We start from the raw sequence: 22,636 nt of genomic DNA, 5'->3' as shown, positions 1-22,636 counted from the left end.
CGCCACGGGCTGCGGTAGACAAGGGGCATGTTCACCGACCTGCCCGAGCCCGCCCTGCGGGAGTACCGCAGCACGCAGACCGACCCCGACGACTTCGACGAGTTCTGGGCGAGGACGCTCGCCGAGACGCGGGCGCACCCGCTCGACCTGCGGGTCGAACGGGTCGACGCGGGGCTGACGACGATCGACGTGTACGACGTGACCTTCGCCGGGTGGGCGGGTCAGCCCGTGCGGGCGTGGCTGCGCGTGCCCGCCGCAGCGGAGGGTCCGCTGCCGGCGGTCGTCCAGTTCGTCGGCTACGGCGGCGGGCGCGGTGCCGCCGTCGAGAACCTGTTCTGGTCGTCCGCCGGGTTCGCCCACCTGCAGATGGACACCCGGGGTCAGGGCTCGGGGTGGAGTCTCGGCGCCACCCCCGACCCCGACGGTTCGGGCCCGGCCCACCCCGGCGTCATGACGCGGGGCATCGACTCGCGTGAGACGTACTACTACCGGCGGGTGTTCGCCGACGCCGTCCGGGCCGTCGAGGCCGCGCGCGAGCTCGACGTCGTCGATGCCTCCCGGGTGTCCGTCGTCGGCGGCAGCCAGGGCGGCGGTATCGCCCTCGCCGTCGCCGGACTCGTCCCCGACCTCGCCGCCGTCGCGGCGTACGTGCCGTTCCTCTGCGACTTCCGGCGGGCGACCGTCATCACCGACGCCGACCCGTACAAAGAGGTCGGACGGTACCTGGCGGTCCACCGACACCGCGCCTCCTCGGTGCACGACGTGCTCGCCTACTTCGACGGCGTCAACTTCGCCAAGCGGGCGGCGGCCCCGGCTCTGTTCACGACCGCGTTGATGGACCCGACCTGCCCGCCGTCGACCGTGTTCGGGGCGTTCCACGCGTACGCCGGGGCGGCCGACATCACGGTCTGGCCGTACAACGGGCACGAGGGCGGCGGGTTCGAGGACGATCTGCTGGCGCTCGCCCTGTTCCACGGCGCCGGGGCCTGATCCCGCACACCACACGACACCCCCGGGTGGACACGACACCGTGACGTGCAGCGGTGCCGTGTCCACTCGGTGTCGTCCTGGGCGGGAACACGGCGAGGCCGGGTCTGGTTGGCTCCGGGCATGAAGTCGATCGTGTACTCCGAGACCGGACCCGCCCCCACCGTGCTGCAGCTCGTCGACCGCGACCTGCCCGAACCCGCCGCCGGCGAGGTGCGGGTGCGCGTCGTGTTCTCGGGCGTCAACCCCACCGACTGGAAGTCCCGCGCTGGCGGCGGCCCCGGTGAGTCGCTGCCGTTCCCCGAGGTCACGCCGAACCAGGACGGCTCGGGCGTCGTCGACGCCGTCGGCGAGGGCGTCACCGGCCTGTCGGTCGGCGACCGCGTCTGGACCTACCTCTCGGCCCATCAGCGCCCCACCGGCACCGCGCAGGAGTTCACCGTCCTGCCCGCCTCGCGCGTCGTCCCGCTGCCCGACGGCGTCGGCCTCGACGTCGGTGCGAGCCTGGGCGTCCCCGCCATGACCGCCCACCGCGCGCTCACCGTGTGGGAGGACGGCCCAAGCCGCCTGACCCCCGGCAGCCTCGACGGCGCCGTCGTCCTCGTCGCCGGAGGCGCGGGTGCGGTCGGCCACGCCGCCATCCAGCTCGCGCGCTGGGCCGGGGCCACCGTCGTCACGACGATCAGCACCGACGAGAAGGCCGCCCTCGCCACGGCCGCCGGCGCGCACCACGTCGTCAACTACCGCACGGACGATGCCGCCACCCGTATCCGCGAGATCGCCCCCGACGGCGTCGACGTCGTCGTCGAGGTCGCGATCTCGCAGAACGCGGACCTGCTGGCCGAGGTCGTCGCGCACCGCGCCTCCGTGGCCATCTACGCCGACAACGGCGGCGACACGACGACCATCCCCATCCGGGCGAACATGATCACCAACACCCGGTTCCAGTTCGTCCTGCTCTACACCGTGGGCGAGGAGGCGCTGCAGGCGGCCGTCGAGGACGTCACCGCGGCCCTGCGCGACGGCGTCCTGCCGGTCGGCGAGGCCGCCGGCCTGCCGCTGCACACCTTCCCGCTCGCCGAGACCGCGGCGGCGCACGAGGCCGTCGAGGGCGACGTGGTCGGCAAGGTGCTGATCGAGGTCTCCGCCGAGTAGTCGAGGGGCGCGGCGTCGAAGGACGCCGCGTCGAGGGGCGCGGCGCGGGTGGTGGGCGGCGCTGGTTAGGCTCGCGGGGTGACCGACGCCGCCCGCCGACCCGCGCCTCCTGTACCTCCCGTCCCGCTCAGCCCGGTGCAGGCCGACGCCGTCCGTCGGGGTGTCCTGCCACCCGTCGAGGAGGTCCGGCACGGCGTCTGGTCGGTCGCGTTCGAGTTCGGCGACGGCATCGACGACCACTCTCTGGGCTACGTCGTCGAGGGCTCGGACGGCGCCCTGACCGTCATCGACCCCGGGTGGGGAGTCGCCGCCAACCTCGACCGGCTCGAGACCGCCCTCGCCGAGGTCGACCACTCCCTCGCCGACGTCGACCTGATCGCCGTGACCCACCTGCACGCCGACCACCTGGGCGGCGCCGAGGCCCTGCGCCGGGCCTCCGGCGCCCGGATCGCCCTGCACGCCGCCGAGCAGCGCGCACTGGGCGAGCGAACGTCCGACGCCGTGGCCGCCGACGCCGACATCGCCCGCTGGGGTGCTCCCGGCGACGACCAGGAGGCGCTGGTCGCCTCCTGGGGGTCGGGTCGCCACCTGTCGACGGTCACCGCCGACCTGCTGCTCGGCGACGGCGACGTGCTGCCGATCGCGGGACGGCTGCTGCGTGCCGTGCACACCCCGGGTCACACCGCGGGCCACCTCTGCTTCGTCGAGCCCGAGCAGCGACTCGTCTTCACGGGCGACCACGTTCTGCCGCGCATCAACCCCGGGATCGGTCTCGGCGGACGCACCGGCACGAACCCGCTGACGGACTACCTGTCTTCGCTCGACCGCATGGTCGCCCTCGACGTCGACGGCCCGGACGCCCTCGAGGTGTGCCCGGGTCACGAGTTCCGGTTCACGGGACTCCGGCAGCGAGCCGAGGCCCTCATCGCCCACCGCGCCGACCGCAGCCGGGACGCCGCCGCCGCCCTGGACGCGCTCGACCGGCCGACGGTCTGGCAGGTCGCCGAGCGCATGTCCTGGAGCGGGGGCATCGCCTCGCTGCACGGCTACCGGCTGGGCTCGGCGCTCGCCCAGACCGAGTGGCACGTGCGGGCCCTCGGGCGCGCCGACGAGTTGCGCGCCGCCTGACACCTGCCCGAGGACGTCGCGAGGCGACCGGCCTATTGTCGAGCGCGGCCCCGAGGGACGCACCGCGCCTCCTGCCCGGACCGCCACCACGACCGAGGAGAGACATGAGCACGACCACGACCCCCACCCGCACCGCCCTCGTCCTGGGCGGCGGTGGCATCACCGGCATCGCGTGGGAGCTGGGCGTGTTGTCACGACTGCTCGAGGCCGGCGTGCCCGTGGACGACGCCGACCTCGTCGTCGGCACCTCGGCCGGGTCGGTCGTCGGCACGATGGTGCGGCTCGGCCGCGTCGACGAGGGGTTGCGCGAGCAGTTCGAGGCCGTCACGGAACTGCCGTCGGGCTCCATCGACCCCGACGTGTTCCAGCAGACGCTCGGCCAGGCCCTGGCCGGGGCGACTAGTCAGCAGGAGGCGCGGGCCCGGATCGGCGCGTTGGCGCGCGAGACGCCCGTGGTCGCGGACGAACCCGAGCTCGTCACGACGATGCGCGAACGCTTCGGAGGCGCGGCCTGGCCCGACGGGGCCCTGACCGTCTGCACCGTGGACGCCACCGACGGCACGTTCCGCCCGCTGGACGCCGACTCGGGCGTCGACCTGTACCGCGCCGTGGCCGCGAGCTGCTCGGTGCCCGTGGTCTGGCCCACCGTCGAGGTCGACGGCCACCCGACCATGGACGGCGGGGTCCGCTCGGGCACCAACGCCGACCTGGCCGACGACTACGACCGGGTGCTGGTGCTGTCGTGCGGCCCCGAACTCGACGTCTCGCCGCTCGGCCCGACCCTGCCGCAGGTCGTCGCCGCCCGACGCGCCGCCGGTCGGGACGTGCTGGTCGTCGAGGCCGACGCCGAATCCCTGCAGGCGTTCGGCACCGACGTGCTCGCCACGCGCACCCGGCGCCCGGCCGCCGAAGCCGGTCGTCGGCAGGCCGAGGCCGTCCTCGACGACGTCCGCGCCTTCTGGTCGGGCGGCGTCGCCTGACCTCCGACGGGCAGACCGCGGGGACGGCGGGCCGGTACCCTCGGGAAGTGACCACCGCCTCCCCCACGCTCCGCATCGCCCTCGTGTCGCTGCACACGTCCCCCGGTGCCGAGCCCGGGTCGGGTGACGTCGGCGGCATGAACGTCGTCGTGCGCAACCAGGCCGAGGCGCTCGGGGCCGCGGGGCACGAGGTCGAGATCCTGACCCGTCGCTCCTCGCCCGACGAGCCCGCGAGCCTGGCTCTCTCTCCGGGCGTGACCCTCCGGTTCCTCGACGCCGGCCCGGCCGAGCCCGTCACCAAGGGTCGCAACGAGCTCTTCGTCGACGAGTTCCGCGACCGGCTCGCCGAGCTCGGGCCGTGGGACGTCGTCCACTCGCACCACTGGTTCTCGGGCATGGCCGCCCTGCCCGTGGCGCGCGCCCTCGGCGTGCCCCACCTGCAGAGCTTCCACTCGATCGCCGCCCACGACTCGACCCCCCTCTCGCACGGCGAACGCGCCGAGTCCCCGGGCCGCCTCGCCGGCGAAGAGATGCTCGCCCGCGAGTCGGACGCCGTCGTCGCCATCAGCCACGCGGAGGCCGAGACCGTCACGTCCCGGCTCGGCGGCCGGGCCGACCGGGTCCACGTCGTCCTGCCGGGCGTCGACGCCGAGCTGTTCCACCCCGCGGCGGACGACCACCCCGCTCCGACCCGCCCCTACGTCGTCGTGGCCGGTCGACTCGAACCACTCAAGGCCCCCGACCTCGCCATCCGCGCCGTGGCGGCCGTCCCCGCCGAGGTCCGCCCCGAGCTCGTCATCGCCGGGGGCGCCTCGACCGAGTTCGCCGGCTACGAGTCCGAGCTGAGCGCGTTGAGCGACGAACTCGACCTCACCGTGCACTTCCTCGGCCCGCGCTCGCGGCCGGGCCTCGCCGCCCTGCTGCGCGACGCGTCGCTCGTGCTCGTGCCCTCGCACTCTGAGACCTACGGACTGATCGCCCTCGAGGCCGCGGCCAGCGGCGTCCCCGTGATCGCGGCGGCGTCGGGCGGGCTCCGCGAGTCGGTGGTCGACGGCGTGACGGGCATCGTGCTCACGCTCCGTGATCCGCAGACCTGGGCCCGGGCCCTGACGCAGGTGCTCGCGGACGCGGGGCTGCGCGACCGGCTCTCGCGCGCCTCCCGGTCCCACGCGCTCGACCACCCGTGGTCGCGCTCGGCGGACGACCTCGTCGGCGTCTACTGCGGGTTGCTGGCCCGGCAGGGCTCGCCCTGCGTCGCTGCCTCGGCCTGACGTCACTCCGCCCACCAGCCCACTGACGGGGGCCGGGCCTAGGCTCTGACCGTGCCGCGCCCAGGCGCCGGCACATCCCCGCGCAGACCGCCCGACCACCACAGGAGGCCACCGATGACCGACGACACCTTGCTGCAGACCCTCATCGAGCAAGAAGAACGTCTCGTCTTCCGGCGGTTCACCCTCGACGTCGCCCTCGACCTGGGCGCCCACCTGCTGGCCGAGGCCCGGCGCCGCGACCTCGCCGTCGGCGTCACCGTCCGGCACGGTCGACAGCGGGCGTTCCACGCGGCCCTGCCCGGCAGCAGCCTCGACAACGACGAGTGGCTCGACCGCAAGGCCCGCGTCGTCGAGCGCTACGGGCAGAGCTCGTACCGGGTGGGCGAGTCGTTCCGGGTGCAGGGCGGCAGCTTCGACGAGAAGTCGCGCCTCGACACCGGCCTCTACGCCGCGCACGGCGGGTTGTTCCCCGTCCGGGTGGTCGGCGTCGGCGTCGTCGGGTCGGCCGGCGTCTCGGGCCTGCCGCAGGCCGACGACCACGCGTTCGTCGTCGACGTGATCGAGGACTTCCTCGACCACGGCTACGACGCCTGACTCCCTCGCCGACGATCCCGTGATCGATCCGACCGCAGGAGGCGCGGTGCCGGCCCCCGAGAGCCCGTCCGACGACCAGGCGGCCGCGTCGCTCCGCGCACTCGTCGAACGGGAGGCCTCCGACCTGGCGGCGCGCGACGCGCGCACCGAGGCCCTCGCCCGGTACAAGCCCGCCCGGCGCATCGTCGTGGTGAAGACGGCCGAATCGCTCGAGCCCTCCGGGCGTGCCTGGCGCCTCGGCGTGCTGCTGCTCGGCACCGACGGCCGCGTCTTCGAGACCGGTCGCATCACGCGTGCCGTGACGCCGACCCGCTCGCAGCACCTCTCCGCCCAGGTCGAGCAGCGCAAGGCCGAGCGGCGAGCCGCCGTGCGAGGCCACTTCGCCGAGGGCGAGGTCGTCAACTACGGGTACGAGCCGGTGGACCTGTCGACGGGGGCGTTGCAGGCGGGCGAGCAGCGCCTCCTGGTCCGCGACGGGCGTGCGCTCGTGCGGTGGGGCACCGCGACCGGCGAGGTCCGCGACCTCGCCGCGTACCTCGCCGACCGCGCCGAGCTGCTCTAGCGGGCCGTCTCCCGCGCGGCCGGCGCGGGCTCGGGCGCGGCGGGCTCGGCGTCGAGGAAGGGCAGGTCCTCGAGGTCGATGTTCGGGTTGGCGTCCTGCGACTCGACCAACTCGTGCGCCTCGGCCTCGGTGGCCACGCTCGGCATCGACCCCGGCAGGGGCCGCTGCGACGATTCCTTCATGAACCAGACCGCCACCGCTCCGACCAGCGAGGTCGCCATGAGGAAGAACGCCGGCACGAGCTCGTTGCCCGTCGCCTGCAGCAGCGCCTGGATGATCAGCGGCGTCGTCCCTCCGAACACGGCGATCGCGACGTTGTACGACACGCCCATCGCGCCGTAGCGGCTGGCGGTCGGGAACAGTGCGGGCAGCGACGACGCCTGGCTCGACACCCAGAGCGCCACGCTGACGGCCAGCAGCGACAGACCGGCGAGGGTCGTGGCGATGCTGCCGAGTCCGATCAGCAGGAACGCCGGCAGGGCGAGCAGCAGCACCGACGCGGCGCCGAGCCACATGACGGGACGACGACCGATGCGGTCGCTGAGCCGTCCGGCCACCGGCAGCAGCAGGGCGAGCAGCACGAGCACCGGGATCGTCAGCAGCGTGCCGTGCAGCGGGTCGTAGCCGAGCGAGTCGGTCAGGTAGGTCGGCATGTAGCTGGTCAGCGCGTAGCCGACGGTGTTGGACGCGGCGACGAGGCCGATCGCGATGACGATGGGCCGCCAGTGCTGCCGGATCAGCGCGAGGGTGTTGCGCGGACGGCCCTGGGCGTCGGCGATCTCGCCGACCTTGCTCTCTTGTGCGTCCTGGGTCGCCTGGAACGCGGGTGACTCCTCGATCTTCAGTCGGAAGTAGATCGCGACGACCCCGAGCGCGCCGGCCAGCAGGAACGGGAGCCGCCAGGCCCAGTCGAGCATCTGCTGTTCGGTGGTCAGCAGCTGGAGCACCGACACGACGGCGGCGCCGAGCGCGAAGCCCAGGTAGCTGCCGAGGTCGAGGATGCTCGCGAAGAAGCCACGTCGCTTGTCGGGGGCGTACTCGCTGACGAAGGTCGTCGCCCCGGCGTACTCGCCGCCGGTCGAGAAGCCCTGCAGCAGCTTGAGCACGACGAGGGCGATCGGGGCGAGGGCGCCGATCGCGGCGAAGTCGGGCAGGACGCCGATCAGGAAGGTGGCGCCCGCCATCAGGATGAGTGTCGTCGCCAGCACCTTCTGGCGGCCGACCCGGTCGCCGAGGCGCCCGAAGACGACCCCGCCGAGCGGACGAGCGACGTAGGTCGAGGCGAAGACGCCGAGGCTGAACAGGATCTGCAGCGACGGGTCGGCCTCGGGCAGGAAGACCCGGCCCATCGTGACGGCGAGGTAGCCGTACACGCCGACGTCGTACCACTCCATGGTGTTGCCGACGACGGTGCCCCCGATGGCGCGCTTCATCATCGCCGGGTCGACGACCGTGACGTCGTCGACGCGCAGACGCCTCGGACTCCGCCGTCCGGAGGCGCGGGTCGGGCGGTCGGGACGGGTCTCGCGGGCAGGGGTGGGTGGGGTTCCCATGAACGACGTTCCTCTGGATCTCGGGCGCCGGTCACTCGGACGGGCGCCTCGGCGATCGAGCTGCGGAGGGGCGGGGCCCGGCTGCCGCGGCCCGAGTGGTCGGGTCGACGGCGGGCAACGTTACCGGCATCTCGGCGGCGGATTGCCAGGGCATTCGGAGGGAGGCCCACCGATCACCCAGGCGGTGGGGAAGGAACTCCCGAGCGGATCGCCTATCGTCGAGGACGACTTCCGTGCCGGTCGCCACTCCCTGATCGCCACACCACCCGACCCCAGGAGGCCCACCGTGCGCCGCGTGCTGATCGCCGTCTCCGTCGTCTTCGGCGTCGGGCTCGTCGCTTTCGTCGTCGCGATCGCCATGGTCGTCTCGGCCCTCACCGCACCCCGCGACGAGAGCGTCACGGCGATCACGTCGACGCCGGCCCCGGTCTGCCCCGAGGTCGACCCGGTGATGGTCGGCGACATCGAGGTGCCGGCCGGGCCCGTCGCCGGCTACTGCCAGGACCGTCTCGTGAACGCCGCCTACATCATGCTGGCGGCCCGGGCGCAGGGCATCGGCGAACACACCCAGGCGATCGGCGTGATGACCGCGATGGGTGAGTCGAGCCTGCGGAACATCGACTACGGCGACGCCGTCGGGCCCGACAGCCGAGGGCTCTTCCAGCAGCGCGACAACGGCCAGTGGGGCACCTACGAACAGCGGATGGACCCGTACACGGCGGCGACCAGCTTCTTCACGAAGCTCGTGGCGATCCCGGGTTGGAAGGACCTGACGCCGACCCAGGCGGCGCACGCCGTGCAGGTCAACGCCGACCCCGACCACTACACGAGGTGGTTCCCCGACGCCGAGGTGGTCGTGGCGGAGCTGTCGAGCTGAGCCGCGCCTCCTCGGGTCGGAGGCCCGTCGGGTCGGGGACCGGTCGTGCCTACTTCGCGCGGCGGCCGATGCTGCGACGGTCGCGCCAGGCACCCGTCGACCAGAGCGACAGCAGGACGAGCAGCGGCTGGAAGATCAGGCGGAAGGCGCGCTTGCCGTCGGTGTCGAGACCGAACGCGTCGGTGTGCGTGACGAGCTGCGAGATGTTGCCGGGGAAGATCGCGGTGAAGAAGGCGGCCGCGATCCAGCCGACCGTCACACGGTGCTTCGGGGCGACGACCAGGGCCGCGCCGATCCCGATCTCGACGACGCCGGAGGCGAGCACGACGAAGTCGTCGTCGAGCGGCAGCCACTCGGGCACCTGGGCCTGGAACGGCTCGCGGGCGAACGTGAGGTGGCTCGTGCCGGCGAAGACCAGGGCACCGCCGAGGGCGATGCGCCCCAGGGTGCGGGCGAGGGACGTGGGACGGGGGCGGGGACGTTTCGACATCCGACCAGTCTCCTCCTGTCGAGGGTCCCGTCCTCACCAGCCCATCGTGCCGGGCGCGCCCTTGAACGGACCGACCAGGTTCGCGGTGATCCAGCCGCCGTAGAAGTCCCCCTCCTGCGCCTGGACCACCTCGCCGTCGATCTCGCACGAGTCCATCGCGCCCGGGTAGATCGCGACGTGGTCGACGAGGGACTCGTAGCCGGGCCAGGGCTCGGCGTAGAACCAGCCGGAGCGGCGGGCCACGACTCCCCCACCGGTGACGTCCACGTAGCCGGCCTGGCCCTTGAACTCGCAGAGGCTGCGACCTTCGGCCCTGGACAGGGCACCCGGCGCGAAGTCGGAGCGGGGCAGGTAGTACACGGGCGGGTGGCTCGTCTCGAGCACGCGGATCGCGGCCGTGGTGTCGGCCACCACGACGCCGCCGAGACGGACGACGACGCGCTCGTTCCGGGGCTCGACGCGCGGCGGGCGGGGGTAGTCCCAGACCGACTCCTGCCCGGGGCCGGGCTCGACGCGGACGGGGTGGGCGGGGCGGGACGGGCGACGGAAGGCGGGCATGAGCCCATGATGCGCCGCGGGGCTGGGACGACGCACCCGGCGGCCCGAGAACGTACGGCTCTGCCCTCGGGCGACTGATCAGCGAAGCCCCCATCGGCGCATCGTCCAGGAGGTCGTTCCTCCCGGGTCAGCCGTCGCCCTCGTGGCCGGTTGCGATGGCCGAATGAGCCCGACGCCACCATGAGGCTGATCCCTGACCGACGAACCGCACGTCCGTCGAACCATGGAGCAGCAGCTGGCTCCTGATCCGCTCGAGGGAGACCGGCAGACGATCCTTCTCCGGACGCCTGGAGGCACCACCCGCTCGCCTGCACTCACCGTGATCCGGTCGTCCCGACAGACCAGCCCGCATTAGGTCGCATCAAGCGTGTGGCTATCGGACACGTCAAGAGCCGCACAAGAACATGCCTCGACTGGAGCTATTTAGGCAATCGGAAGATGCGTCGCAACAATACGCGCGATCGCGAAGAAGATGGTGGCGGTTCGACGGGTGCCAGTCCCATCCTCTCTCGCCACGCGGCGTACTCCTGCCTTGTGGCGGCGTCATCGCTGAGGACGTCGAGCGCTTCCTCCTACGAGAGGTCGATCCCGAGTCGCTGCCGGTGGGCACGGTTGAGGAGCGATTGGCGGAACCGTTCGTAGTCGTAACAGTCGATGCCGGTCACTGGTCACCGTTTCGGTAGCGCCTCGCGCAGGGGCATCGTGACGGGCCCGTGTCGCGCGTCGATCCACGATGAACCGTCGGCTCACCGAGTCTCGTCCGGTCATGCCTCGCCCGGTGGGACGTTGGCCTCTGCCGGGGCTCGCGTGTGACGGCGAGCCTTGTGGCCGTGGCCGTCTGGACCACGATGACGAAGGGCACCCCCATGACCATCCGAGCCACCTCTGACCGTCTGGCCCCTCGGTCGGCGCCGTTCTTCGCCAACCATCCCGCCGTTCCGGTCGTCGAGACCGGCGTGACCAGGGCACACGGTCGCCGCACGCTCGCCGTCCTCCGTCTGGCCACCGGGTTCATCTTCCTGTGGGCGTTCCTGGACAAGACCTTCGGCCTCGGGTTCTCCACGCCGGCGGCGCGGGCCTGGGTCGCCGGAGGCACCCCGAGTCAGGGCTTCCTGCTCGGAGACGGCGTCGTCGGCCCGCTGAAGGGCTTCTTCACCGCGGTCGCCAGCCCGGCGAGCGACATCCTCTTCCAGCTCGCCATGCTGGGCGTTGGCGCCGCTGTCATGCTGGGCATCGGCCTGCGCGTCAGCGCGGTCGTCGGCAGTGTCCTGATGGTGGCCATGTACCTCGCCGAGTGGCCTTTCGGCGCCAACGCCGCGTCGACGAATCCCCTGGTCGACTATCACATCATCTACACCCTCGTCCTTGTCGCCCTCGCCGTCCTCTCGGCCGGTGACACCTGGGGCGCCGGCGTGCGCTGGAAGCAGCTGCCCGCCGTCAAGCGCCTTCCGTGGCTCGTCTGATGGCGGGCCTCGCCCACCGGTCCGACACCGCAGTCCTCGACGCCCCTCAAGTAGCGCCGCATGCAGCGTCGGTCGCGGCCGTGCTCGAAGCGAACAGCGTCACCGAGGAGGGACTGAGCGTCGCCGGCGCGGCAGCCCGTCTGATCGAGCAGGGCCCGAACGGGCTTCCCGCGGAGCGGAGGCCCTCGGCGTTCCTCACCTTCGTGAAGCAATTCCACGACGTCCTCATCTACGTGCTGCTCGCCTCCGCGATCGTCACCTTCGTCGTCGGCGACTGGATCGACGCGGTCGTGATCCTCTCCGTCACGGTCATCAACGCCGGCGTCGGACTGGTGCAAGAAGGACGAAGCCGGAAAGCTCTCGATGGTATCCGGGCGATGCTCTCCCTCAGCGCCACCGCCCGTCGGGACGGCCGATGGGTCACCGTCGAAGCCGCCGACCTCGTCACCGGAGACGTCATCCGCGTCGAACCCGGCGACAAGGTGCCCGCCGACGCCAGGCTGCTCGGGGCGCACACCCTCCGCGCCGACGAGTCAGCCCTCACGGGTGAGTCGTCGCCGTCCGACAAGGCCCTCGACGCCGTCGACGAGGCGAGCGGGATCGGCGACCGCGACGACATGCTCTTCTCCGGAACCCACATCACCGGAGGCGCGGGGACGGCGGTCGTGACGGCCACCGGTTCGCAGACCGAGATCGGCCGCATCCACGCACTCGTCACCGGCGCCGAGAGCACCGCGACTCCCCTGACCCGACAACTCGCGACCTTCAGCAAGCGCATCTCGCTGCTCATCGTCGCCGTCGCCGCGGGAATGCTGGCCGTCGGGTACCTCGTCCACGGCCGCGGTCTCGCGGAGCTCGTGCCCGCCACCATCGGGTTCGCCGTCGCGGCGATCCCCGAAGGGCTGCCCGCACTCGTCACCATCACCCTCGCCCTCGGCGTCCGGCAGATGTCCTCGCGCCACGCCATCGTCCGGAAGCTCACCGCCGTCGAGACCCTGGGCTCCGTGACCACGATCTGCACCGACAAGACCGGCACCCTGACCCGCAACGAGATGACGGTTCGCACGGTCGTGACACCCGGCGGGACCTTCGACGTCGCGGGCGTGGGGTACGCACCGACCGGGACCATCACCGCCCGCGCCTCCTCCGCCTCGTCCTCGGCGACGAGCCTCCACGCGGTCGTCCAGGCGTTCGCGTTCTGCAACGACGCGCACCTCGTCGACGCCGAAGGCGGGTGGCAGGTCGTCGGTGACCCCACCGAAGGAGCGCTCAAGACCCTCGCCGCGAAGGCGTCCTTCGACGCCCACGGGCACACCCGTCTCGCCGTGGTGCCCTTCGACGCGACGACGAAGTCCATGGCGGTCCGCGAACAGGACGAGGAAGGCGTCTCGACCATCTACCTCAAGGGCGCACCCGCGGTCGTCCTCGATGCCTGCACCCACGAACTCGACGAAGACGGCCGTCTGCGGTCCATCGATCGGGCGGCCTGGGCTGCGACGATCGAGGAGCTCGGAGCACGAGGCCTTAGGGTGCTCGCTGCCGCCCGGTCATCCGCGACCCTCCACGCGTCCGGGCTCCAGGCCGAGGACTACGCCACAGGGATGGTGTTCCTCGGAGCCGCGGGCATCGTCGACCCGCCCCGACCCGAGGCCGTTCACGCCATCGACGCCATGCACGCAGCCGGCGTCCGGGTGAAGATGATCACCGGCGACCACCCCGGCACGGCCCTCGCCATCGCGACCGAGATGCACATCGCCGACGCCGGCTCGAGCGTGCTCACCGGAACCGAGATCGAAGCGATGAGCGACGACGAGCTCGCCGGCCGCGCCGCCTCGGTCGACGTCTACGCGCGCACCAGTCCCGAGCACAAGCTGCGCATCGTCGCCGCCCTCCAGTCGCGCGGTCAGACCGTGGCCATGACCGGCGACGGGGTCAACGACGCCCCGGCCCTCCGCCGCGCCGACATCGGTGTCGCCATGGGCATCAAGGGCACCGAGACGACCAAAGAATCAGCCGACATCGTCCTGGCCGACGACGACTTCGCCACCATCGGCCACGCGATCGGCGAAGGCCGACGCATCCGCGACAACCTGCAGAAATCGATCCTGTTCCTGTTACCCACGACCTCGGCACAAGCCCTCGTCATGCTCCTCGCGGTCGTCGTCGGCTTCACCCTGCCGTTGCAGCCCACCCAGATCCTCTGGGTCAACCTCATCACCGCGGTTACCCTCTCCCTCGCACTCGCCACCGAACCCGCCGAACCCGGCATCATGAGCCGTCCGCCGACCAGACCGGGCCGGGGCATCCTCGACCGCGGCTTCGTCGGCCGCATCGTCTGGGTCACCGCCCTCATCACCATGTCGACCATCGGCGTGTTCTTCTTCGAGCTCGGTGCCGGGGCCACGGACGCCGAGGCCCGGACCACGGCCGTGACCATGCTCACGCTCGGCCAACTGGCGTTCCTGTTCAGCTGCCGTTTCCTCCGCGCATCCAGCCTCAGGGCGGCGGTGCTGCGCGGCAACCGTGCGGTCTGGATCTCGGCAGGGCTCCTCGTGGCGCTACAGCTCGTGTTCGTCTACGCGCCGTTCATGCACCCGTGGTTCCACTCCGCCCCGCTCGGCACGCGGGAATGGGCTTACACCGCAGCGATCGCCGTAGCGATCTTCCTCCTCACCGAGGCGGGCAAGGCCACCGAACGAGTACGAGACCGGAAGCGCACGACGACGACGGCACGGACCTCCGCGTGACGCAGATCGACACCCGCAGGAAGGAGCCCCGCGGACGGTCCTCGCAACGGATGAACTGGCTCCGTGCCGGAGTCCTCGGTGCGAACGACGGCATCATCTCCACCGCCGGCCTCGTCGTCGGAGTCGCCGCCGTCGGTGCGAGTCGGGGTCCGATCGTGATCGCCGGCGTCGCAGGGCTCGTCGCGGGGGCAGTGTCCATGGCCCTCGGCGAGTACGTCTCCGTCAGCGCCCAACGAGACACCGAACGAGCCCTTCTCGCCGAGCAACGGAGCGACCTCGCCCGAGATCCCCAGCGGGAGTGTGCCGAACTGACCGCCATCTACCGCGCCAAGGGCCTGTCCCCGGGTACCGCCCGGGCGGTCGCCGAGGAGCTGACGACGCACGACGCCTACGCCGCCCACGTCGACGCCGAACTCCACATCGATCCCGACGCGCTGACGAACCCGTGGCATGCCGCCGTGGCGTCCGCGACCGCGTTCACCGCCGGAGCGCTGTTCCCCCTCGCCGCGATCCTGTTCTCCCCGGTCGCCGTGCTCGTGCCCGCCACCGTCGTCGTGGTGGTGCTCGCCCTGGTCGTCACGGGCACCACCAGCGCGGCCCTCGGCCACGCGAAGAGGACGACCGCGGCCCTCCGACTCGTCATCGGCGGTGCCAGCGCCATGGCCGTGACCTGGGCAATCGGGCAACTCCTCGGCCTGGTCACCACATGACCCACACACCTTCCCCTCGATCACGGAGAACATCATGCAAAAGACATCGTTGACCGCTCTCGCCCGCCACGAACTGGCCCACGCCCGAGACGCCTCGAGCGGACGAAGCGCCCGCACGATCGTCGGCGGGCACGAGCACCATCTTCGTCAGACGCTCATGGCCCTCCGTGCGGGGGAAGAGCTCAGCGAACACCTCAACCCCGGGGAGGCGACCCTCCAAGTGATCACCGGCCGCGTCCTGCTGCACGCCGGCGGGGTGTCCTGGAACGGCTCGGGGGGAGACCTCCTCACCATCCCCGAGGGCCTGCACTCCGTCGACATCGTCGAGGACTCCGCCATCCTCCTCACCGTCGTCAAGGCGTGATCGTCCGCACGGTACCGCTCGGGACGTTGTCCCCTACTGGCCACGACGCAAGGCAGCGATGCTCGGTGACGAGGGTCAACCGACCCCGACCAGCCCGGGCGAACACGCCTCGCGATCGAAGGACACCCCATGACCACCAGCACCGCGATCCCGACACCGTTTACCACGGCGGAGCCGACCACGCCGGGCCCGTCCCGACACGTCGAGACGTACCCGCAGGGTGATCCGCGGCTGCTCGGAATCGAACCCGGAAGCATCGTCGTCGGCCACGACGGCTCCGCCGGTGCCGACGCGGCTCTCGATGTCGCGCTCGACCTCGCCCACGGCCTCGGCGTACCCATCGCCGTCGTGCGCACGTGGAGCATCTTCGATGCCCCCAATCCCGCTGGCTTCAAGTTCGGCTACGCCTCCTCGTTCCCGGAGCTGGCCACGGCCGTCCAGAAGGCCTTGATCGAGGACACCGCGACCGCAGCGGCCCGTCACCCCGATCTGCGACCCCAATTCCGTGAAGTGCGCGACGTCGCCGAAGAAGCGCTCCCCCGCCTTGCCACGGGTGCCCGGATGCTCGTCATGGGCAGCCGGGGCATGGGCGCCGTCCGCTCGGCACTGCTCGGCTCGGTCAGCACCAGCTGCGTGCACCGGGCCACCTGCCCCGTCCTCATCGTGCCGATCCACCGCGCATGACCGTCCTGACGTCCACCAGGCCGACCGAAGGCCGCGACGCGATCGTCTCGACCGTCATCACCGGGCTCCTCCGGCGCTTCCCGCTCCTGCCCGCTAGCCGGGTCGAACAGGTCGTCATCGACAGCTACGACTCGATAGTCGGTCGCGGGGTCCCCCTCCATGACTTCCTGCCCAACATCGTCGAGCATCGCGCCCGCACACGTCTGCTCGTCCCCCCGACGACCTGACTCCGTTCATCTTCATTCCCCTTCTCACGAGAGAGCCGTTCCCCATGACCTCACCCACCTCCACCATCGAAGCCGACACGCGCCCTGTCCTGGTCGGCTACGACGGCTCTCCCGCAGCAGGCGCAGCCCTCGACCGGGCCATCGTGATGGCTCGGGCCCTGGACGTCCCCCTCCACGTCATCTCCGCGTGGCAGTACCCGACCATTTACGGCGGTTACCCGACCCTGGGGTGGACTCCCGAAGAGGACATGCAGATCATCACCGACGCTGCCCTCCAGGACCGGTTCGGAACGCACACACCCGACTGGGTCAGCAGCAGCATGCGTCAAGGCGGCGCCGCGCACGTGCTCATCGAGGCCAGCCGCACGGCGCAGATGCTCGTCGTCGGCAGTCGCGGGCACGGCGGCTTCGTCGGCCTCCTCCTCGGAAGCGTCAGCTCGGCCTGCGCCGAACACGGCCAGTGCCCCGTATTGGTCATGCACACACCCTTCGTCGACCACGAGGACCCGATCAGCGCCGGCGCCGAAGCCCTCGGTGACGGCAGCCGCGCCAGCGACGAACTGACCGGCGCGTCCGCCTGATGACGCACTCGTCGCCCACCGCCCGCATCCACGAGGAGGAGCTCACCAACCGGACCCGTGCCGTGACCCGTTCCACCGGCACCCACCCGGGTGACTGGGGACGCGCCGTGGCGCACGCCCTGGAATACCTCGCCACGCAGGTCGCGTTCCGGGACTCCGTCCCGGAGGAACACGTCCTGGAAGGCAGGACCGTCCTGCTGCAGGCCTGGCCCGACGAGCACGGCATCAAGATCCTCGTTGAACTCGCCTCCGACCGGGAGAGCCACCTCGACGACGGCGGTTCGGACGACCCTGCCGCCGCGGCCGAGCGACGGTTGCGCGACTCCGTCGGTTACGGCCCCGGCCAAGACCCCCGGACGTCGTGACATGACGAACGACGAGTCCACGACCAAACGAGACCAGGCCATCCGCGGAGCCGTCGATGATCGACTGCGCAGGACGGACGGCATCCACGAAGAACGCATCGGCGTCGCGGTCAGTCACGGCACCGTGACCGTGTCAGGCCAGTTGGGTGACTACGTCTCTCGAGCGGTCGTCACCGACACCGCTCGTCGAACGAACGGGGTGCTCGCCGTGGTGGACGATCTCGTGGTCCACCCCGCGTCCTACGTCTCCACGATCACCGAGACGGACACGGCGCGGCGCGTCTCCGAAGCCATCCAGAAGATCACCGCCCGAGGTGGCGCGGTCTCGGCCGGCCTCAGAGGCACCACCGTCACGCTGACCGGCCACGTCGGCGAAGCTCGACAACTTATCGACCTGCGCGAGGCGGTCGCAGCCGTCGACGGCGTCAAGTTCGTCATCAACACCGTCGACGTCACCGTGCCACCGCCACCGAACGTGCCGGAGGTGCGCATCCGCGAAGGAATGGCTCGCCACGGCGCCCTCGACGCCGAAGACGTCCACGTCGCCGTCACGGGCACCGACGTCACGCTCACCGGACGCGTGTCGTCCTGGGCCGAGCGTGATCAGGCCGCCACGACGGCCTGGTCCCTGCCCCACGTCACACGCGTCATCAACCGGATCACCGTCTCGAGCTGGTATCCGATCCCCACCGACTGACTACACCACCGCAAGGAGGTGTCTCGGACTTCGCGTCCGGGACACCTCCTTCGTCACGGGGTCGGTCAGGGACTCACCGCGGGGTCGGTCCAGGGACGAGATCGTGACGACGGTTCAAGAACTCGACCTCGTCGATCTCTCCTCGCGCAAGACGTTCGGCGAGGACCAACTCGTCACCGTGGAGCGCCGCCGGCGCCCGGGTCGGATCATGCGTCACGCGCCGACGCCCCACACCTAAGTCCCGGAGCGTCATCACCAGCAGCACCACTCCGGTCACGACGACCAGCAACACGATCATCGCCCCGATCACCAACAGCCATTGCCACCACTGTGTGCCGCCTGCCATCGTGCTCATGCCGCCGTTCCATCCGTACCAGTCGTGCATCATCTGCGCACCTCCTCCTGGCAGGATTCCGCCTCGTCGAGGTGGCGACCAGGGCCGATGGTCCTCACGGGACGTTCGCCCCTGGGCTGCCGCCCGCCGAACGGCGACCCTGAGGACATGACCATGACGCCCTCGCACACCGAGCCCACCGCCCTCCTCCCCCACGAGCACGCGTCGACGCCGTGGCCCCGGATGCCGATGGCGCCGCTGACACCCGAGGGCCTCGCGCAGCTCGACGCCTGGTGGCGGGCCGCGAACTACCTCTCGGTCGGGCAGATCTACCTGCTCGACAACCCGCTCCTTCGGGAACCGCTGACGCGCGACCACGTCAAACCGCGCCTCCTCGGCCACTGGGGCACCACCCCGGGGCTGAACTTCGTCTACGCCCACCTCAACCGCGTCATCCAGCAGCGCGGCCTCGACGCGATCTACGTCGCCGGTCCCGGCCACGGTGGGCCAGGGATGGTCGCGAACACCTACCTCGACGGCACCTACAGCGAGGTCTACGAGGGCATCGACCAGGCCGAGGACGGGCTGCGCAAGCTGTTCCGGCAGTTCTCGTTCCCCGGCGGCATCCCGAGCCACGTCGCCCCCGAGACTCCCGGGTCGATCCACGAGGGCGGCGAGCTCGGCTACTCCCTCGCGCACGCCTACGGCGCCGTGTTCGACAACCCCGACCTGCTCGTCGCGACCGTCGTCGGCGACGGCGAGGCCGAGACCGGCCCACTGGCCACGAGCTGGCACGGCAACTCGTTCGTCGACCCCGTCCGCGACGGTGTCGTGCTGCCGATCCTGCATCTGAACGGTTTCAAGATCGCGAACCCGACCGTCTTGTCGCGGATGCCCGAGGCCCAGCTGCTCGAGCTGATGCGCGGCTACGGGTACACGCCCCACCTGGTCTCCGGCGGCTTCGACGGTGAGGACCCTCTGGCGGTCCATGTCCGTTTCGCCGAGACGCTCGACCGGGTGCTCGACGAGATCGCCGTGATCAAGGAGGCGGCCCGCGAGAACGAGGCCGCTCGCGACGACCTCGTCGGCACCGCCGTCGACAGCCGTCCCGCGTGGCCCATGATCATTCTCCGCACTCCCAAGGGGTGGACCTGCCCCGCGATCATCGACGGGCACCCGGCCGAGGGCAACTGGCGCTCTCACCAGGTGCCGTTGAAGGACGCTCGGGACACCCCCGAGCACCTCGCCGTCCTCGACGGTTGGCTGCGGTCCTACCGTCCCGAGGAACTCTTCGACGCCACCGGCGCCCCGGTGCCGCTCGTCAGTGGCCTTGCTCCCGTCGGGGACGCGCGCATGAGTGCCAACCCCGTCGCAAACGGCGGGCTCCTTCGTCGTGAGTTGCGCCTCCCCGATTTCCGCGACTACGCGGTCGACGTGCCCTCGCCCGGTGCGACCCTCAGTGAGGCCACCGCCGTGCTCGGCGCGTGGTTGCGCGACGTGATCGTCGCGAACCCCACGAACTTCCGGATCTTCGGCCCGGACGAGACCGCCTCGAACCGGCTGCAGGCCGTCTTCGAGGTGACCGACAAGCAGTGGGACTCCGGCTACGAGGCCATCGACCTGATCGACAACGACCTCGCCCGCACCGGCCGCGTCGTCGAGGTCCTCAGCGAGCATCTCTGCGAGGGCTGGCTCGAGGGCTACTTGCTGACCGGGCGGCACGGGCTGATGAACTCGTACGAGGCGTTCATCCACGTCGTCGACTCGATGTTCAACCAGCACGCCAAGTGGTTAAAGACCTCGAGGCAGATCCCGTGGCGGCAGCCGATCTCGTCGCTTAACTACCTGCTGAGTTCGCATGTCTGGCGCCAGGACCACAACGGCACCTCCCACCAGGACCCCGGCTTCATCGACCACGTGATCAACAAGAAGGCCGACGTCGTGCGCGTCTACCTGCCTTTCGATGCGAACACCCTGCTGTCGACCTGGGACCACTGCCTGCGGAGCGTCGACTACGTCAACGTCGTCGTCGCGGGCAAGCAGCTCGCCCCGAACTGGCTGACCATGCAGGAGGCGGTGGCCCACTGCACGCGCGGGCTCGGCATCCTGGAATGGGCCGGCACCGAAGAGCCTGGGCTCGAGCCGCATGTCGTGCTCGGCTGCGCCGGTGACGTGCCGACGCTGGAAGTGCTCGCGGCGGCGTCGATCCTCCGGCGAGAGTTGCCGTGGCTGCGGGTGCGGGTCGTCAACGTCGTGGACCTGATGCGGCTGCAGAGCGAAGGGGAGCACCCGCACGGTCTCTCCGACGCCGAGTACGACGCGTTGTTCCCCGCCGACGTGCCGGTGGTCTTCGCGTACCACGGCTACCCGTGGCTCATCCACCGCCTGACGTACCGGCGGGCGGGGCACGACCAGCTACACGTACGCGGGTTCATCGAAGAGGGCACCACCACCACGCCGTTCGACATGGTCATGCTCAACGACCTCGACCGGTACCGCCTCGTCATGGACGTCATCGACCGCGTCCCCGGGCTCTCAGCCCACAACGGGCCGTTCCGTCAGCGCATGCAGGACGCCCGCCTGCGGGCCAGGACGTACACGCGCGAGCACGGAGAGGACCTGCCCGAGGTGGCGGACTGGGCCTGGGAGGGCCCCCGCGGGACGTTGTCCTCTGCCCCGGCCGCCCCGCAGGACGGAAGCTGAGGTCATGGACATCCTCATCACGTCGGCGGATGCCGACACCGCGACGAAACCTTTCGACGTCGCCCTCCTCCTGGCAGCCCTCGAACGATCCCTGCCCGTCGGGGCAGAGCCCTCGAGGAGCTGACGGCCGTGTACGGACGTGAGGACCTGGTCAACGAGATGACGCGGGACGACTGCTGGCGGCAGCTGCGGCGGGGACACTTCGGACGCCTCGCCATGGGGCGCGGGCCGAGCATCGAGATCTTCCCGATCAACTACACCGCCGACGGCCAGACGATCTTCCTCCGCACCTCCGTCGGGACCAAGACCGCGCTGGTCGGCGCCTCTCCGTGGGTCGGGTTCGAGATCGACGGGGTCGACGACGGTTGGACGTGGAGCGTCGTCGTCAAGGGACCCCTCCGGCGTCTCGTGACGTCAGCTGATCTCGAGGTGGCCAGCGAGCTGGATCTTCGCTCTGCCGCCCCGGGGACGAAAGACCAGCTCATGAGCATCGACGCAGTGTCCGTCACCGGGAGGCGCTTCCGCTCCCTGCTCTGAGCGCGGCGCGCGAGAGAGGCCCTGCACCGTTCGGGTGCGCAGGGCCTCTCCTCGTCGCTTTTGATCGGGACGACTCGTCGAGGATCAGCCCCCGACGAGCGAAGGGCGCACGGTTCGAAGGACGTCCGAGAGGGCGGCCGCCGAGGCGGTCAGCTTCGCCAGCTCTGCCGTGGAGAAGGGCGTGTCTCGGAGGGGCACGGCCCCGTCGGTGCCCACGACCGAAGGCACGGACAGGGCCACGCCGTCGATGCCGTGGAAGTCGCTCAGGACTGTGCTGACGGGCAGGACGACTCGTTCGTCGAGCAGCACGGCCTCGACGATCCGGGCACTCGAGATGCCGATGGCGTGATCCGTCGCCCCCTTTCCCCGGATGACGCGGTCGGCCGCACCGCGCACCGAGGCCGCGATGTCATCGAGGTCGTCGACGCTCATGTGCGTGTGATCGGGCATCTCCCACTCGAGGACGGGGACCGTCCCGATCCGGACGTCGTCCCACAGCACGAACGCGCTGTCACCGTGATCGCCGACGACGTGTGCGTGGACGCTGCTCACGGACACGCCTGCACGGCGTGCCAGCTCTCGGCGAAGGCGGGACGTGTCGAGCACGGTCCCGGACGCGAACACACGCGATGCGGGGAGAGCCGAGATCTCCGATGCGATGACCGTCAACACGTCACAGGGGTTCGTGACGAGCACGAAGACCGCGTCGGGTGCGACGTCGAGGAGGTCCGGCATGAGCTCCTCGACGATCTCGGTGTTCACGCCGGCGAGATCGGTGCGCGACTGGCCAGGCCGCTGCGCGGCGCCGGCCGTGATCACGACGACGTCCGATCCTTCTGCGGTCCGGATGTCCGCACCTCCGGCGATGTCGGTCGGGCCGGTGAAGGTTGTCCCGTGCGCGAGATCGAGCACCTCGGCGTCGACACGGTCACGGTCGACGTCGTAGAGCGACACGTGCCGTGCCGACCCGCGGAGCAGGGCGGCGTAGGCGATGCTCGCACCGACCCTCCCCGCCCCGACGACGGTCAGTTTGCTGCCTGTTGAGTTGCTCATGTGCTTCGGCTTCCTG

At 71.0% G+C, this 22,636-nt stretch carries 24 protein-coding genes; 19 read left to right on the top strand and 5 right to left on the bottom strand.

Translation table 11 applies throughout. From position 1 onward, the window contains the following. Positions 1-27 precede the first annotated feature (27 nt). The 7 genes from SJY14_RS08635 (at position 28) to SJY14_RS08605 (ending at position 6,677) form a co-directional block, all read left to right on the top strand. A complete protein-coding gene (locus tag SJY14_RS08635; RefSeq protein WP_396598700.1) occupies positions 28-990 on the top strand; it encodes an acetylxylan esterase in 963 nt (320 codons plus the stop codon). A 120-nt stretch (positions 991-1,110) separates the two neighbouring features. Then, positions 1,111-2,142, top strand: a complete 1,032-nt coding sequence (locus SJY14_RS08630; protein WP_396598699.1) for an NADPH:quinone reductase — start codon at positions 1,111-1,113, stop codon at positions 2,140-2,142. 78 nt (positions 2,143-2,220) lie between these two features. Continuing rightward, entirely contained in the window at positions 2,221-3,270 is a 1,050-nt protein-coding gene (locus tag SJY14_RS08625) for an MBL fold metallo-hydrolase (protein WP_396598698.1), read from the top strand. A gap of 104 nt (positions 3,271-3,374) precedes the next feature. Next, positions 3,375-4,250, top strand: a complete 876-nt coding sequence (locus SJY14_RS08620) for a patatin-like phospholipase family protein (protein ID WP_396598697.1) — start codon at positions 3,375-3,377, stop codon at positions 4,248-4,250. A gap of 47 nt (positions 4,251-4,297) precedes the next feature. After that, the gene (locus tag SJY14_RS08615) at positions 4,298-5,521 is read left to right on the top strand and encodes a glycosyltransferase (RefSeq protein WP_396598696.1); all 1,224 of its coding nucleotides are present in this window, start codon (positions 4,298-4,300) and stop codon (positions 5,519-5,521) included. Positions 5,522-5,635: 114 nt separating this feature from the next. Beyond that, positions 5,636-6,115: a heme-degrading domain-containing protein gene (locus SJY14_RS08610; protein WP_396598695.1), complete on the top strand. Its 480-nt coding sequence runs from the start codon at positions 5,636-5,638 to the stop codon at positions 6,113-6,115. Positions 6,116-6,134: 19 nt separating this feature from the next. Further along, entirely contained in the window at positions 6,135-6,677 is a 543-nt protein-coding gene (locus SJY14_RS08605) for a hypothetical protein (RefSeq protein ID WP_396598694.1), read from the top strand. On the opposite strand, the gene SJY14_RS08600 is transcribed toward SJY14_RS08605, so the two are convergent. Continuing rightward, positions 6,674-8,230, bottom strand: a complete 1,557-nt coding sequence (locus tag SJY14_RS08600) for an MFS transporter (RefSeq protein ID WP_396598693.1) — start codon at positions 8,228-8,230, stop codon at positions 6,674-6,676. The two genes, SJY14_RS08605 and SJY14_RS08600, sit on opposite strands and share 4 nt — an antisense overlap. Positions 8,231-8,516: 286 nt before the next feature. On the opposite strand from SJY14_RS08600, the gene SJY14_RS08595 reads away from it, so the two are divergent. Next, a complete protein-coding gene (locus SJY14_RS08595) occupies positions 8,517-9,107 on the top strand; it encodes a hypothetical protein (protein ID WP_071255467.1) in 591 nt (196 codons plus the stop codon). 49 nt (positions 9,108-9,156) lie between these two features. Here the strand turns inward: SJY14_RS08595 and SJY14_RS08590 are convergent, their stop codons facing one another. Both SJY14_RS08590 and SJY14_RS08585 read right to left on the bottom strand, forming a co-directional pair. Beyond that, the gene (locus SJY14_RS08590) at positions 9,157-9,597 is read right to left on the bottom strand and encodes a hypothetical protein (protein ID WP_071255466.1); all 441 of its coding nucleotides are present in this window, start codon (positions 9,595-9,597) and stop codon (positions 9,157-9,159) included. A gap of 33 nt (positions 9,598-9,630) precedes the next feature. Then, the gene (locus SJY14_RS08585; protein WP_071255465.1) at positions 9,631-10,155 is read right to left on the bottom strand and encodes a DUF427 domain-containing protein; all 525 of its coding nucleotides are present in this window, start codon (positions 10,153-10,155) and stop codon (positions 9,631-9,633) included. An 830-nt stretch (positions 10,156-10,985) separates the two neighbouring features. Here SJY14_RS08585 and SJY14_RS08580 point away from each other — a divergent pair. From SJY14_RS08580 to SJY14_RS08540, 9 genes are all read left to right on the top strand, one after another. Continuing rightward, positions 10,986-11,618: a DoxX family protein gene (locus SJY14_RS08580; protein WP_396598692.1), complete on the top strand. Its 633-nt coding sequence runs from the start codon at positions 10,986-10,988 to the stop codon at positions 11,616-11,618. Continuing rightward, positions 11,618-14,365, top strand: coding sequence for an HAD-IC family P-type ATPase (locus SJY14_RS08575; RefSeq protein WP_071255464.1), 2,748 nt, complete (start codon positions 11,618-11,620; stop codon positions 14,363-14,365). The genes SJY14_RS08580 and SJY14_RS08575 overlap by 1 nt, the downstream gene beginning before the upstream one ends. 50 nt (positions 14,366-14,415) lie before the next feature. Then, on the top strand, positions 14,416-15,075 hold the full coding sequence (locus tag SJY14_RS08570; RefSeq protein WP_255364201.1) for a VIT family protein: 660 nt from the start codon (positions 14,416-14,418) through the stop codon (positions 15,073-15,075). 34 nt (positions 15,076-15,109) lie between these two features. Beyond that, positions 15,110-15,439, top strand: coding sequence for a cupin domain-containing protein (locus SJY14_RS08565; RefSeq protein ID WP_071255461.1), 330 nt, complete (start codon positions 15,110-15,112; stop codon positions 15,437-15,439). A gap of 129 nt (positions 15,440-15,568) precedes the next feature. Next, positions 15,569-16,123 (top strand): universal stress protein, encoded by a 555-nt coding sequence (locus tag SJY14_RS08560; RefSeq protein ID WP_083396248.1) that lies wholly within the window; start codon positions 15,569-15,571, stop codon positions 16,121-16,123. Continuing rightward, complete coding sequence (locus SJY14_RS08555; RefSeq protein ID WP_071255459.1) at positions 16,120-16,350, top strand: three-helix bundle dimerization domain-containing protein; 231 nt, start codon at positions 16,120-16,122, stop codon at positions 16,348-16,350. Before SJY14_RS08560 ends, SJY14_RS08555 begins: the two co-directional genes overlap by 4 nt. A 44-nt stretch (positions 16,351-16,394) precedes the next feature. Then, on the top strand, positions 16,395-16,931 hold the full coding sequence (locus tag SJY14_RS08550) for a universal stress protein (protein WP_071255458.1): 537 nt from the start codon (positions 16,395-16,397) through the stop codon (positions 16,929-16,931). Further along, on the top strand, positions 16,931-17,296 hold the full coding sequence (locus SJY14_RS08545) for a hypothetical protein (protein WP_071255457.1): 366 nt from the start codon (positions 16,931-16,933) through the stop codon (positions 17,294-17,296). Before SJY14_RS08550 ends, SJY14_RS08545 begins: the two co-directional genes overlap by 1 nt. 1 nt (position 17,297) lies before the next feature. After that, positions 17,298-17,993: a BON domain-containing protein gene (locus SJY14_RS08540; RefSeq protein WP_083396247.1), complete on the top strand. Its 696-nt coding sequence runs from the start codon at positions 17,298-17,300 to the stop codon at positions 17,991-17,993. A 73-nt stretch (positions 17,994-18,066) separates the two neighbouring features. Here the strand turns inward: SJY14_RS08540 and SJY14_RS08535 are convergent, their stop codons facing one another. Further along, positions 18,067-18,381, bottom strand: coding sequence for an SHOCT domain-containing protein (locus SJY14_RS08535; RefSeq protein WP_083396246.1), 315 nt, complete (start codon positions 18,379-18,381; stop codon positions 18,067-18,069). A 114-nt stretch (positions 18,382-18,495) separates the two neighbouring features. Here SJY14_RS08535 and SJY14_RS08530 point away from each other — a divergent pair, with 114 nt between their 5' ends. Further along, the gene (locus tag SJY14_RS08530) at positions 18,496-21,030 is read left to right on the top strand and encodes a phosphoketolase (RefSeq protein ID WP_083396259.1); all 2,535 of its coding nucleotides are present in this window, start codon (positions 18,496-18,498) and stop codon (positions 21,028-21,030) included. 129 nt (positions 21,031-21,159) lie between these two features. After that, positions 21,160-21,567 carry a pyridoxamine 5'-phosphate oxidase family protein gene (locus tag SJY14_RS08525; RefSeq protein ID WP_083396245.1) on the top strand — a complete coding sequence of 136 codons (408 nt, stop codon included), beginning with the start codon at positions 21,160-21,162 and terminating at the stop codon, positions 21,565-21,567. An 84-nt stretch (positions 21,568-21,651) separates the two neighbouring features. Here SJY14_RS08525 and SJY14_RS08520 read toward each other — a convergent pair whose 3' ends face one another. Beyond that, positions 21,652-22,620 (bottom strand): L-lactate dehydrogenase, encoded by a 969-nt coding sequence (locus SJY14_RS08520; RefSeq protein WP_071255525.1) that lies wholly within the window; start codon positions 22,618-22,620, stop codon positions 21,652-21,654. Positions 22,621-22,636: the final 16 nt, after the last annotated feature.

It is taken from the genome of Frigoribacterium sp. R86507, from assembly GCF_044597695.1.
GTDB lineage: Bacteria > Actinomycetota > Actinomycetes > Actinomycetales > Microbacteriaceae > Frigoribacterium.
Note: the sequence above shows the minus strand (reverse complement) of the source record. Positions and strands in the feature narration are given on the sequence as shown.